Annotated in this window: 9 protein-coding genes; 2 read left to right on the top strand and 7 right to left on the bottom strand. The window is 57.0% G+C overall.

Annotated elements, in window-relative coordinates; all coding sequences use genetic code 11:
• The 5 genes from BP858_RS07010 to BP858_RS06990 all read right to left on the bottom strand — a co-directional run.
• A partial coding sequence (locus BP858_RS07010) for a nucleotidyltransferase family protein (protein ID WP_286879173.1) occupies nucleotides 1-138 on the bottom strand: 138 nt, incomplete at its 3' end.
• A 204-nt stretch (nucleotides 139-342) separates the two neighbouring features.
• Nucleotides 343-672 carry a nucleotidyltransferase family protein gene (locus tag BP858_RS07005; protein WP_214167025.1) on the bottom strand — a complete coding sequence of 110 codons (330 nt, stop codon included), beginning with the start codon at nucleotides 670-672 and terminating at the stop codon, nucleotides 343-345.
• Nucleotides 673-999: 327 nt separating this feature from the next.
• Nucleotides 1,000-1,746 carry an HNH endonuclease gene (locus tag BP858_RS07000; RefSeq protein ID WP_074175522.1) on the bottom strand — a complete coding sequence of 249 codons (747 nt, stop codon included), beginning with the start codon at nucleotides 1,744-1,746 and terminating at the stop codon, nucleotides 1,000-1,002.
• Nucleotides 1,743-5,366, bottom strand: a complete 3,624-nt coding sequence (locus BP858_RS06995; RefSeq protein WP_286879172.1) for an Eco57I restriction-modification methylase domain-containing protein — start codon at nucleotides 5,364-5,366, stop codon at nucleotides 1,743-1,745. The genes BP858_RS07000 and BP858_RS06995 overlap by 4 nt, the downstream gene beginning before the upstream one ends.
• A complete protein-coding gene (locus tag BP858_RS06990; RefSeq protein WP_074175523.1) occupies nucleotides 5,363-8,560 on the bottom strand; it encodes a helicase-related protein in 3,198 nt (1,065 codons plus the stop codon). Before BP858_RS06990 ends, BP858_RS06995 begins: the two co-directional genes overlap by 4 nt.
• Nucleotides 8,561-8,769: 209 nt before the next feature.
• On the opposite strand from BP858_RS06990, the gene BP858_RS06985 reads away from it, so the two are divergent.
• Nucleotides 8,770-9,228 carry an EVE domain-containing protein gene (locus BP858_RS06985; RefSeq protein ID WP_286879171.1) on the top strand — a complete coding sequence of 153 codons (459 nt, stop codon included), beginning with the start codon at nucleotides 8,770-8,772 and terminating at the stop codon, nucleotides 9,226-9,228.
• Nucleotides 9,229-9,376: 148 nt separating this feature from the next.
• Nucleotides 9,377-9,625, top strand: coding sequence for a hypothetical protein (locus BP858_RS06980; RefSeq protein ID WP_197671633.1), 249 nt, complete (start codon nucleotides 9,377-9,379; stop codon nucleotides 9,623-9,625).
• 361 nt (nucleotides 9,626-9,986) lie between these two features.
• Here BP858_RS06980 and BP858_RS06975 read toward each other — a convergent pair whose 3' ends face one another.
• Nucleotides 9,987-10,358, bottom strand: a complete 372-nt coding sequence (locus BP858_RS06975) for a hypothetical protein (protein WP_062265961.1) — start codon at nucleotides 10,356-10,358, stop codon at nucleotides 9,987-9,989.
• A gap of 15 nt (nucleotides 10,359-10,373) precedes the next feature.
• Nucleotides 10,374-13,232 carry a hypothetical protein gene (locus tag BP858_RS06970; protein WP_286879170.1) on the bottom strand — a complete coding sequence of 953 codons (2,859 nt, stop codon included), beginning with the start codon at nucleotides 13,230-13,232 and terminating at the stop codon, nucleotides 10,374-10,376.
• Nucleotides 13,233-13,300: the final 68 nt, after the last annotated feature.

Below are 13,300 nucleotides of genomic sequence, written 5' to 3'. Positions count from 1 at the left end.
GAGGATATCGATATCGCTCTCTTCGTGCTCTTCGCCCCGGGCAAACGACCCGAAGACTCCGATCCGCTGGACGCCCAGGCTCCTGATCCGTTCGCGGTGTTCTGCCAGCGCACCGAGGATGTCGTCAGCCGTAAGCATGCCGTATCATACTCCTGTTACCCGCCCATCAGGATAACGTTTTTCCCCCGGGGGTTGTGCCGGCAGGCATTCACCATCCTATCGTTGCCGCATCACCGATAATGGTCAGCATGCGCTCGATCCCGGCGCGTTCCAGCCGGCGGCTCCGGAGTTCCTCAACTTGAGCCAATGCCTTCGGAGAACTCCTCGATGCTCAGTATGGCATCAAGGATGTGGTGACGATACGCGAGGACCTCCGGCGTCATAGATCACCACGGCATCACGGTGGATTGCATCGGCAAGGTACGGACTCACGGCGTTCTCGGTGACGAGGTCCACCTTCATACGAAGAGCCCGGGCAAGCTCGTCCTCGATCCGGACAAGCGAAAAAAGGCTTTTTTTGCGGGCGAACCGGACCAGGATATCGATATTGCTCGTCGCGTTGGCGGATCCCCGCGCATAGGAGCCGAAGATTGCGATCCATTCGGCATCGTTTCTGGTGAGTATCGCAACGATAGTCTCCCGTGCTGCCCTGGTTAGTGTGCGTCCTGCCATTGCTCCCGACCGTATCTATGCAGGTTCGTATGACGCTCACCCCGTATCAGTCTTTTGAAGGATGAAGCGGCTCCCGGGGGAGCGTGGATGATCAGCCTCTCCTGAAGATGGGGGCGGCCGCGGCGGGGCCGGTCTTACGGAGCCATGCTGCAAAACCCTGCAGCGGATGGAGGCGCAGGACGCGGCGTTTGAGGGCCCGCTCCGGGCGCTGGAGGGGTGACGGGCGGAGACTGGCGGGAGTTTTGTGGTTGGATCTCTCGACCAGGATCCAAGTTAGTGCGAAAGATGGGAATTCTCCATGATGCAAATTGGTCCTCATACAAGCGCTTACTGGCCTCTGTTGGACCAGATTTGTTCTTTTACCTCGTCTATCGTGAAAGGATCGCTCTTACAATGGATGATGAGATGACAATTCGGGCATACAGGACGTAGATCTCGTACAGGGTCGATCTTGTATTCCTGTCGTATTTCAGATAGAGGCATGAGGTGGTGCACGTGGATTTTATTCTGCCCTATCGGCCCGTATACCTTCTCAAAATCAAAACCGCAAACAGCACACCGACAGCCATAATGTTCTATGCATGCAGCTCGTGCCTGCTTGTTCCGTTCATACCGGTTTACAAAAATCTTACTCACGGCACCCTCGGATAGGACGGTATTATCTTCAATGGTCATTTCTCCGGGGTAAACGAGTTCTGAGTCACTTGGACCGAAGACCCGTTCACACGCCGCCACCAGTTCAGGCCGCATGATCCAGGCACACGTGCCATCCTTTTTATCGTAGCCCAAAAAGGGGACATGCCACCATCGAGGTTTGCCGTCCTCTCTCAAGGGTGGCCGGACTTCTGTTTTAGCAATCACACGTTTGCTAAACCTGCCTATTTGTGAGTTAAGCGTCACATGGTGGGAGAGGTTTAGTTTTAATGCAATCTCTGCTGCATGCATCTCGTGGCTTCTGCTCTCGTATATGAGTTTTAGAATCTCTAAGTCATCTTTCCTGGTGACTTCACTATCCGTGAGCAACTCTGCCCACACTTCGGCACTGATCTCTAACGGATCGTTGTAAAATCTCATACAACCCCCTCCACAACCGCGATCTCCTCCTCCGTGAGCCCGTACAACTCATACACCAGCCTATCGATCTGCCGGTCGGTCGCGTCGATCATCCCGGCGAGCGCCTCCTTCTCATGCGGGGCCTTCGCCGCCGCGAGGCGCTTGTTCAGGTCGAGCATCTTCTCGACGAGGGCGACCATGCGGTCGTGGCGGGCGACGTCGGAGGGGTCGGCGGGGTCGATGGGGCGGATTGGCAGGTTTTCCATATACTGCCGCTTCCAGCGGAAGAATCCGCCCCTGATCTCTGAACTGATGTTGGAAAAAAGGAATGTCCATAACGTTGAATTGAGGATTCCAACCAAATACGGGGAACTGTTGCCGAGGATGTATGAGGTGGTGTCCGGGTAATGACTGTCGCTGTCGATTGTGAATTGTCCCCGTGTCGCAATCTCAGCGTAGATGATCTTTGGCCTCTCAAATTCTTGGTAGTACAGCGATCCGTACCTCTGGAGGGCATACCACTCGTAGCGTATTCCCGTTTCCGCCTGATTCCTCTTTGATAATTTATCTTTAAATTGCGAGAGATAATTGAATATCGAAGGATACATCTCTTTGAATTTCATTTCCGCTTCGATTGATGCTCCCTCTATTGAAGGATCTTCATGTAGTGGAAAATGCCAGGGAATAAATAGCAAATAATTACTTGCTGCAACCGGCTGATACCTCCTGATCTCCCGCCCCGCCAGAAACGGCTTGATAACCTCCGCGCTCCTCGGGTCTTCGGCGATCAGCCGCTCTCTCGTCGCCTCATCGATCACGAACGCCTCGTTAAGCCCGGTCTTAATACCATAGTAGATCTTCCCGTCCACGTACGTCCCCAGGGGCACCCCGGCGCCCTTGATCTTTTCGAGGAGCGCCTGCGTCATCTCGTCAGCCAGGGACCACCCTTCATCATCCAGATAGGTCTGGTTTACCGGGTACGAGTGGGCCTTCACGTACTCCGTGAGGTCCGGGTACTCCAGGGTCTCCACCTGCACCGCATCAAACCGCTCGCGGGGAGACCCCGCCCCGATCCGGAGGATGCAGGGATAGGTTGTCGCGCTCTCAAAGACCGGGAGGTCGCCGAAGTCGATGATCTCTTCGATGCGCCGCTCCTTCAGCCACGCCCGCAGGGGCTTCCCGTAGTTCGCCCGCATCCACTTGTTCGGCAGGATATAGGCAAACTCCCCGCCGGCCGCAAGCAGGTTCACCCCCCGCTCGACAAAATACACGTAGAGATCGGCGGTGCCCTGGTAGACGCGGTAATGCTCCTTGAAATAGGCCTTTTGCTCCTTGATGCTCTCCTGCCGCACATACGGCGGGTTTGCGATCACCACATCGAACCCCGGATCTGGGCGCAGGAAGACCTCTGAGAAATAGAGTTTCCAGAGGAAGAACGGCTTCGCCCGGTTCTTCCGGTACAGAGCAAGGTTCCTGCAGGCATCGGTGTTGCCCGCCTCCTTCAGGGTCTCCTCGATAAGGTCCCACTCCAGCTGCTCGATGGCGGCCCGGTACTCGTTCTTCCTCGCACGGTTCTGCTCGTTGAAGAAGAGCCGCTGGTACCTCTTCAACTCCCGGAGTTTGCGCCGCGACTCGTTGATGCGGAGGGATGCCGCCTGGTCAAAGGTCACCTGCCGGGCGGTGGATCTCGGGCCTGCAAGGACCTCTTTCCTCTTCTTCTCCAGCCGCGCGATCTCGCGCCGTATCCGCACCGAGTCGCCCTCCTTCGCACCCGTGAGAATCAGGTGCAGCTCCCCTCCCAGGTCCTTGATCCTGGCATCGATGGGCGCCGTCAGGACCTCCGGGTCATCCTCGGGCTCACCCAGCAGCCCCTCATCAAAGAGGCTGACCCCTTCAAACTCGTCCACCAGGCTGTTCCCGCACATGATCCTGTGGTCGAGGTTCGGGAGCGGCCTGATGGTCTTGATATTCTCCTCATCCACGATCAGGGAGAGCCAGAACCGGAGTTTGGTGATATCAACGGCCGACGAATCGATATCCACACCGTACAGGGAATGCTCGATAGCCTGCCGCTTCAGTTCGTACACCGACCGGTCTGTGTCCTCCCCGGCAAAGAACGGCGTCAGGATCGAGCGGGCCTTCACGATCTCGTTCATCATCCCCACCGGGAACGCACCCGAACCCACCGCCGGGTCCACCACCCTGATCGAGCAGAGCAGCCGGTCAAGTTCGGCGTAATGGTTCTCGATGGACTCAGGCAGGGTAAACCGGGCATCCCGGAACCACTCCTCGTCCTGACCGCCATTCTCCTGCGTATGGATGGTCATCCCGAGGGTGACGTCGCCGTGCCTGATGAACTGCTCCAGGTCCTCGCGGGGGATACTCGTGTGGTTCGCAAGGTAGCCGATCAGGCTCTGCTGGCACATGTAATGCACAATATCGCGCGGGGTGTAAAACGCCCCCTTCGATTTACGGTCGGTCACGTCGAGGAGGTTCTCAAAGACCTTCCCGAGCATCTCCGGGTCGACCGCCACCTCCCGCTCCAGGGGCTCGTCCTCTTTGATGGTGAAGTTGAACTCGTCAAACGTCTTCAGAATATCCCCAAAGACCTCGTTTTCAATCCGCAGATTGGTGCTGACCCAGTTGTAGTTCTGGATCGGCTCGAAGAGACCGCCGTTCAGGAACGGGATCTTGCACCTGAACCTGCTGTAGTAGTCCTCGTTTATGGAGCGGTCTTCAGCAAGCGCCTCATAGAAGAGCGGTTCGAGGATGTCGTTGAAGAAACTCTCGTACGGTACAATCTCCCCGTCATACAGGCGGCGCATGAAATCCTTCGGCCCCGTACCCCACTCCTGGAACCGCCCGGTCGCGGGGTCCTGCCTCACCCCGAGCCACCCCTTCTTCTGGAGGAAATAGAGGAAGACGATCTGACCGAGGAGTTTCTTTGAGAAATCAACGGTCGAGATCTCCTTCTCCTCAAACTCCGCCCTGCAGATAGGATCGGCTTTGAGCGCTCCCTCAAGCGACTCCTTCAGGTTGAGGTAACAAGCCTTGTACTTCTCGAAGAACTCCTTTGTGACATTCTCGACACTGAAACGGTTCTCAATCTCTGCAAGAACCGGGTTTCTGTTCTCCTCCAGGATAAGACCAAGAAACTGTTTCCTGCAGGTGTGGTTCGGCTCGTTCATCCCCACAAGATACGAAAACCGGCGTGCAGGCGTCAGCTTCACGTTCGTGCGGATCTTCCCGTCGTCATCAGTCCCGAGCTCATACTCGAGCCTGACAAACGAGAAGCGCCAGTCCTCGTGGTCGTCGCCATAAAAGGCGACCAGGGCCGCGTCTCTCCCTTCGTTATTGAGGAATTTCGCGATGAAGTTCCTCTGCATCGTTCTGGCGCGGTCACGGGAGGTTGACCTTAGCAACCTGACATAGAGCACCCCGATGGTATGTTTCCCATCAAAGTAGGTTCCGATACTGTATGCCTCATCGATATAATCCTTGAATTCACGCCAGATCGGCAGCCGCTGAGGGAGTATTCGGAAATCGTTGAAAAGTTCCTGGATGAACCTCATGTACCGGCCGGGATTGAAGGCGTTCCTGAAGACCCCGTCAATGAGCCTGACAGCCTCCTCTTCCTTCATGAGAGATCACCTCCTGCGAAGTACGCAGAGAGGATGACCTCTTTAGGCCCGGAGATATCGACCGGCCCGAACGCCGGGCGGAAGAACTCTTCAGAGACTTCGGATCGTAGCTTAGCAAGTATCAAAAGAGGCTCCGGGGTATACTCGATCTTTTTGAGGATCTTCCTCGCGGTCGCTTTCGGGAGCGCCCCGTCCTCAATCAGCCCAAGGACCTTCCCCACATACTCTTCATCCTCATCCGTGAACTCCGGCGAGTGCTGGATTGCCCTAAGTATGCGGGTGAGCCTGACCTCGCCGCTCTTCCCGCCGGACGAGGACGCGATGGTCCTCTCGACCGCAAACACATCCTCAAAGGCGGCTTTGTTGGACTCCAGCAACCGGTAGAAGTCCGGCTCGATGGCGTGCTTCTTCGTCGACGCATCCGCCCTGAGAAGATCCGCAGCCTGCAGGAAATCCACTTCCCTGGTATCGGCCCCCCGACCTCCGGCATCAGACCGGAAGATCTTCCGGAGTTTTCCCCGCCTGAAGAAGGTGACCACAGAGCGCCCGGACCCCCCGGACGCCCGGCCGCATCTCGCCTTCTTCGGGAGGCGTTTAATCTTCTTAAAGAGGTCCGGGTCGGAATCGCGAATCTCCCGGAGGAATGTCAGGTAGCCGAGTTCGAGATCCTCCTCTGCGTCCTCCCCCGTGATCGTCTCCCGTGACGTCAGTTTCGTGAAGAGGTCGTGCGACTTTACCTCCTCATCCGTCAGGAGGGGGGCATCGTTCCCGAGCATCTCGATAAACGCTGCAATTTTTGCTTCGGCGGCCTCCTGGAGACTTATCATCTCGTTGATAGGCCCTGCAGGGAAGAAGTTGAAGATATGGATCGTGTCAAACTTCGTATCCACGCGATTGATGCGGCCGACCCGCTGCATCATCCGCGTCGGGTTCCAGGGTATATCGTAGTTGATCACCACGTTGGAACGGTGGAGGTTCACCCCCTCCGAGAGAACCTCCGTCGTCACGAGAATCCGGTAATCATCCTTTGGATGCCTGGCCTTCGCATCGAAATTCTCGATGATCGCACGCCGCTCATTCTCTGAAGACGACCCGTGATACTCGATAACACAGTCCCCGAATCGCTCCTGCAGGGCTCCGGTAAGATAATCGGCCGTCTCCTTCGCCTCGGTGAAGATGATGCACTTCTGGTCCACCAGCACAGGATCGGTCGAGAGCAACTCGATGAACGCATCGATCTTCGGATCGTCATCGACGGTCTCCCAGAGCGACTGCAGTTCTTTGAGGATCCGCAAGTCATACTCGAGGTCCTCCAGGTATGCCTGAGAAAAATCAGACGACGGCAGGCGATAGACCTTCTTATCCTCAACAAGAGAGGTGATCCTCTCCAGGTTATCCTGTTCGAGAAGATCGAAGATCGTGTTCATGTGCATCTTGCTGATGTAGACATTCCCCTTCCTGACCTCCCTGATGAAGAGTTCATAATACCCGATAAACCGCCCAACAGACATCCGGAATGCAAAAAAACTGCTTTCCAGTCTCTTTAAGAGGAGTATCTTCATGAACTTCATCATGTTTCTCTGGGCCAGCTCCTCAGGTTGCGTGACCCCTTCCTTCAGGTAGAGGAGCGGGGTATAGCGGGAATACTTGAATTTGTTCACGATCAGGTCGATCGACGCTAAAAAGACAGAATCCGTATGTTCATCAAAATGGTAATACACCGGCCGGGGATCTTCAACCTCCGGGAACTTGAGGTTCTGCCTTTTGAGGTCCTCACTGTAGTACGTGGCGATGCTCGCCCGTGTGCGCCGGACCATCAGGTACTGGAGCACATTCTCACGAATATCCTCGGCGTTCTCCTTCACAATCTTCATGTATTCTTCGCGGTCCCGTTGCCGGTCCAGCCCGTCAAGCCGTTTCTGGAGGGTGTTGAAATATCTCTGGAGATTGCGAACCTTCGGGTTTGGGAGCGTGGATTTTTTAGCGTTCTGGAAGAGTTTGATCTGGCTTAAGATGTCATTTGGAGAGTTGTTGAGAGGTGTTGCCGTCACCAGGACGACCCGTTTCCCCCTGCAGATCCGGTAGAGGTTCTCATAGCTCTGCGTCATCTCGTTGCGGAACCGGTGAGCCTCGTCGATGATCACGTTCTTGTACCGCTCGGTCCCTCTCGCAAGGACCTGGTCCAGTTTCCCGACCGATTCGAAATCTGCCTGGCGAACACCAAAATCAAGGAAAACATTCGGCCATGAACCCGGATTCTCCCTATCTATCAGGACGGGAGGTGCAAGAACGAGTGTCCTCCCATCAAGCTGCTGGGCGAGGAGGGTTGCTATGTATGTCTTCCCGAGGCCGACTACATCGGATATAAAAACACCGCCGTACTCCTCAAGTTTTAACTTCGCGTCCTGTACCGCGTCCTTCTGGTACTGCAGGTCCATGAACCCCTCAGGGATGTATTCATCCCCGGTCCGCTGTTTATCGAGATTGATCTTCTCCTTGAGGTATTCATAGAGGAATTTCAGGTAGAGTTCGTACGGGGTAATAGAATCGTTGAGCCAGGTTTGTGTCCGTATTGTCTCGACATAACTCTCCGACACATCGGTTGAGTTTTCCCAGAGTTCATTGAACTTCTTAAGCGCGTACTCGTAATCTCCCCGCATCTTGAGTTCAACGTTAAACTCAAGATTATCCTGCAGCCCGGCTTGAGAGAAATTGCTTGAGCCGGTGATTACGCGCCCCCGGTCTCTGTCACCCTCCTTGAAGGTCATTATGTAGAGCTTTGCATGGATCTTCTCTGAGGGGTAGACGCGGATCTCAAGTTTTCCACTCCTCAACCACTCGATGAAGGTTCGAATACCCTTTTCTATCTCAAAGGCGTCTTCAGATTGATTCAGCTCTTCCTTGACCATGCTGGAGTATTGACTCCTAAGATCCTTGCTGGAAAGGAAGAGTGCTGGATGCCCCTCAAATGAGGCAGCCTGGATAAGATCGTACGTCATTTTGTTGGTGCTGATGCCGATGAGGATTCTGATCTTCTCGGTGTTCTCCAGAGCCTTCTCAAGAGCATAGAATCCGCTCGAATAAAAATACCCGACGAGACAATCGAAAAGCGTGGTGTCCTTAACTAAGGTGTCAAATCGATCAAGTAACGTATTGCCATCTTCATTAGTGATAAAAGTAAGATCCGAAGACACTGAACACACCTGTAACAAAAATAATAGTTATGCTATGATATAGTTGATGAAATAGATCTCGCCACATGCAAAGGAGTGCTCTCTCTCGGCAAGGTCTTATAGGAGGACAATCTCTCCAGAGTTGTTGAACTGACCCGCCCGGCAGATGGGATGATTCGAACGGTCTCTACTCAGTGAACGTTTTAAATACGAACGATCAAATCCCACCTATGACCCACTGGATCGCCTCCTCCAACCGCGACAACCAAAAGATCCTCGATGCGAAGCACATCTGGGGAGTACCGCGGCGGAACAAAACCCTCATGCACCGGGTGAAGCCCGGCGATACCATCCTCGTGTACGTCCGGCAGGAGAAAGAGGACGACACAATCCTCCCCTCAGCGATAACCGGAGCCTACGAAGTCGTCTCCGAACCCTACGAGGACCACGCCCGCCTCTTTACCACCCCGCCGCAGATGGGCGACGAGGTCTTCCCCTTCCGCATGAAGGTCAAACCGGTCGCGGTCTTCCCCGAACCTCTTGAGTTCAAGCCCCTGATCGAGGATCTTGCATTCATCACGAACAAAACGATGTGGAGCGGCCACCTCCGGCAGGCCATGCGCGAGATCCCGGCAGAGGACTACCACCTCATCCTCAGGCGGGCCGGAATGGAGGCAACCGATGCCTGAGAAAACATTCGTATGAAAAGAAATCACCCCCCTCTTGCTCGCCAAACTCATTCGCGCCGACCGATTCATCAACTCCCGGCTCCTTTCTTCGAAGTTACGGGAGAGGCCACCCGGTCAATCTACTTTTGCGCCCCGGCCGCTCGCCAGGATGGATAAGGCTGACCGTGTGCGGGCCTGTTACCTCCATACCTGTCTGAAATATGTCAACCGTGAATATCTGACAAACAGTTCTCTGCGTGAGCGATTCGGTATCTCCCCGAAGAATAGTGCAACAGTTTCACGGTTTATCAAAGAGGCGGTGGAGATGGGTGAGATTGTCCCCTACGATCCTGACGCAGCTCCAAAGATGATGAAGTGTGTCCCGTGGTGGGCGGCACCAGACAGGAGGAATACTTGATGGATTGTATTCAGAGCGCTTGCTCCTGGAAATTAATGTCAGCGATATTGCTGACAATCTGCATATATCCGGATATCTGCCGGTGTTTCCGTACTTGACGGGTACTTGATCCCGGCCCCTGAGGTACGACCCTGGCCTCCGACACCAGCGAGCACGGCCTCGAAAGCCTGAACCCTTGATTCCCGTTCACTCATAACGAGGAGGAAACAATGAGGCATCATCTGCGTTTAACGAAACACACCTGTATCCTCCATTTATCTTTCATTTATCCTCCATTTATCCACACCCGGCGGGGCATCCTCCCGGTTCCGGGACCGAACCGCCCTCTATTTTACGAAACCGCTCTGAAAATATCCACATCTCATGGTGGTCCCTTCCGCAGGACATATCGTGTTTTCTTCTTCGATGGCCCCTCACTCTCCAGGATACCAAGGTCGACCAGGGCCTTGAGATCCCTGAAAGCGGTCGTTGCCGAGATGCCGGTGAGTGATTGATCGTCACCGCTCGTGATGCTCCCCTCGTTCTTGATCCGTTCCACCGCAAGGATCTGCCGTTCATTCAGCTGCATCTCACGAAGAGAACTCTCGTTCAGCATATCCATCCGCATGGTCAGGGTGAACCCGAGCGGGGTGCTGGAGAAAGTGGGAATCGGCATCCCGGCGCTGTGGAGGGCCGTCATGATCCGCTCGATACCCGATCCGTAGCGTTCGACAAGCCCGGGGCGGTAGTTCATCGTCCATCATGGGGATCACCGCACCCCCTCCCTCGCGTTCCCCTCCCGCACCAGCCGGGCGTAGCACCCCTCACAGATCCCCACCTGCGCCTCCCGCGAGCGGTAGACCGCCTTCCCGCTGTCACAGATGTCGCACCGACCGAGGTCCACCCGCGCCCGCTCAAACTCGCGGTAATCGAGTACGCCGGGCAGTGGATATACAACATTTGCAACCCGGTTGCAAACGGGGTTGCAAAGGGGGTTGCAAACACCGTGAGAGAAAATACTCGTTGATACGTTGCTTATATTCGGATACATCAATGAATCATCATTTTCGATCTTTTTGTTTGCAACAAGTCCAGAAACACACAGCGTGCTCCGGTCGTGCAGTCGATCAGGGTAATCTTCCAGTGGAACCGCATCGGGCGAACTGTGTGATCCGGAAATGGTTGCAAACATACCCATTCTCTCACCTTCATTCTCCAGTAAATCCCCCCCGTTTCCAGAATCCTCTTCTGAACGGCGAGATTCGCCCCCCTCAACATCTTTGCAACCACCTTTGCAACCACTATTGCAACCCTGTTTGCAACCATCATTGCAACTCCCGCCAGAAGGCGGCGGGGAGTCATCCTCCCCCTCGTCCTCCAGCCAGACCACGGCCTGCGCCACCCACTCCCGGTAGCGCTCGGCGTCGAACTGGAAGTGGAGTTCGTGCCGGCGGACGACTGTCCCGGTGCTCTCATCGATGACCGTCGCATCTACCACGCTGACGGCAGGGCACTTTTCGAGGAGCCCGCAGTAGGTCGTGCCCTTCGCGGTGTAGCCTTGCAGGATCCGCCGGACCTGGTGGTAGGACAGCCCGGTCGCCTGCTGCAGCATCCGGACCGTGAAGGTCTCCCAGCCCATCCGGGCGATGGTGACGAGTGCCGCCGCTTCGTTCCTGGTCATCTTCGACTCCTGCCCGCCGCCCTCCTGGTTGATTGCGCCGTAGAGCCTGGCCGCGGCATCGAAGTCCTGCCGGGTCGCCTCGATCCGGGTCTCCCCGTCCGTCTCCTCACCCTCCCGCTGCAGGAACCAGAGCGCCGCATGGCACTTGATCAGGTCAAAGAGCATCGCGGGGTTCCGGCGGTTTGCGGCGTTCGAGAACTCTATACGCCGGGCGAAGGGGATGTGGACGAAGATCCGGTGCTCCTTCACGATCGACCAGAGCGCCCGGCAGGTGAGGACGTCCGGGTCGTCCCCCCTGGTCGATCCGCTCGCCTCCGTCCGCTTGAGGTGCTCCAGCACCCGTGCGTCCTGTTCAGCCGAGTCGTCGATCCAGACCGTCAGCATCCGGTTCATCACCTGGTCGTCGCCCGGGTTCTCGACCTTCGCGAGCCACCAGACACACCGTTCAGGTATCGAGCAGACCCGGAGTTGCCGGTCGGCCGTGATGGTCCGGTGTATGATCGGTTCGTGGAAGGATGTGGTTGCCGACTTCAGCACCTCCTGGAGGTCGTCCGAGAGAGCCGTATCATCAAAGAGGAAGACAGTCCCGGGCCGGAGGTCGTCGTCATAGTAGAGTGCCTTGTCCGAGACGGTGCCGGTGAGTTTGTAGGCCTCCGGGATGAGGTTCTGCATCGTCGTGCAGGCATGACTCTTCCCTTTGCCGGAGTTGCCGGAGATGGCGACGTGCAGCCCCTTTGTGTTCTCGACCGACTGCGAGGCGATGGACATCGCGAGGCACTCCGCAACGGTTCGGTCGCCGACGTGGCTCTTGTTGAAGGTGTCAAGGAGGAACGTGAGCGGGTCGCCGTGCTGCAGGATCGCGAAGGCCCGTTCGCGGTACTCGTCGGGAGCCGGTGCAGGGCGGGGAGGGGTGGGGTTCTCCTCCACCTTCGCCCCTGCAATCGCCTCCTGCTTTCTCTTCTCCCGGGGCTCATACATCGCCCGGAGTTCCGGCCACCGCTGCGCCCCTCCACCGCAACTTGCGTGGTGGCAGCCGGCGAAGACGGCACCGTTCGCAAACTGGATGGCGAATGCGCCGTCCTTGTGGGCTCCCGAGAACGGGCACTCGGCAAGAACGTAGAGGGTGCCGCCCTGCCAAGGTCTCGTGCTCCGGACCGCGATCCCGTGCTCCGCGAGCCAGCGGACGAGGTCGATGCTGCCGCCCGTCCTCCGCGGTGCCGGTTCGTCCTTCGGGAGGATTCCTGCGAGGTGCTGCAGCCGCTCCCGGGGAACGACCTCTATGTTCTGTGGAACAGAAAGGATCTTCGCCCGCCGGTGGGGGCGCTCCGGGGTGCTATCCCCCTTTCTTGAGAGTGTCCCATAGAGTTTCCAGATCCGGGCGGCGTTGTAGTTCGCGGTATCGACCGTGATCACATCGTTTGAGAAGAGGGTGTCGAGGGTGGTAAGAACCCCCTTCACGACCTCAGTCGCGGCATCGTCGTTTGCGAGGTCGATCCGGTAGAGGAGGTGCGCCCCGTTCCCGGAGTCGGCCCGGAGGGGTTCGGGGAACCCCTGCTCGGTGAGGTAGGCCGCGATCCGCCCCGCAGCGTCGAGCGCCGCCGCGTGCTCCGCATCGGTCGAGGAGACCCCGCTCGGCCGGACCGGGTCGATGTCGACCGGGAGCCAGCGGCGCCGGAGGATGTCGGCATCCGCGGTCGTCGCATCCTTCCGGCCGAGCCGCATCTTGATCCGGTTCGCCCGCCGGGCGAGGAGCGCCGGGTTCACAGTATTCAGGGTGACGTAAATCCCCGCGACCGCCGGATCGGCGTCGAGCGCCTCGACAGCTTGCGCAAGGGCCTCGTAATCGTCAAAGTAGCCCGAGTGCGTCGCACCATCGGCGAGCGCCCGGACCTCGATCACGCCGCCAGGAGCAAGAACCCCCGCCGCCCGGCGGATCTCGCTGCTCATAGCCCCACCTCCGGGAGGAGGGGAAAGAGCGGGGCGGAGATGGCTTCCCCACGAGCCACCCGCTGGAA

The sequence above is a fragment of the Methanoculleus sp. UBA413 genome (genome assembly GCF_002502935.1).
GTDB classification, from domain to species: Archaea; Halobacteriota; Methanomicrobia; order Methanomicrobiales; family Methanoculleaceae; genus Methanoculleus; species Methanoculleus bourgensis.
The sequence above is the reverse complement of the archived record's forward strand: the minus strand, read 5'-3'. Positions and strand labels throughout refer to the sequence as shown.

Coding starts and splice junctions, on each gene's coding strand:
- BP858_RS07005 (WP_214167025.1), bottom strand. CDS start 672: ATGGCAGGACGCACACTAACCAGGGCAGCACGGGAGACTATCGTTGCG.
- BP858_RS07000 (WP_074175522.1), bottom strand. CDS start 1,746: ATGAGATTTTACAACGATCCGTTAGAGATCAGTGCCGAAGTGTGGGCA.
- BP858_RS06995 (WP_286879172.1), bottom strand. CDS start 5,366: ATGAAGGAAGAGGAGGCTGTCAGGCTCATTGACGGGGTCTTCAGGAAC.
- BP858_RS06985 (WP_286879171.1), top strand. CDS start 8,770: ATGACCCACTGGATCGCCTCCTCCAACCGCGACAACCAAAAGATCCTC.
- BP858_RS06980 (WP_197671633.1), top strand. CDS start 9,377: ATGGATAAGGCTGACCGTGTGCGGGCCTGTTACCTCCATACCTGTCTG.
- BP858_RS06975 (WP_062265961.1), bottom strand. CDS start 10,358: ATGAACTACCGCCCCGGGCTTGTCGAACGCTACGGATCGGGTATCGAG.
- BP858_RS06970 (WP_286879170.1), bottom strand. CDS start 13,232: ATGAGCAGCGAGATCCGCCGGGCGGCGGGGGTTCTTGCTCCTGGCGGC.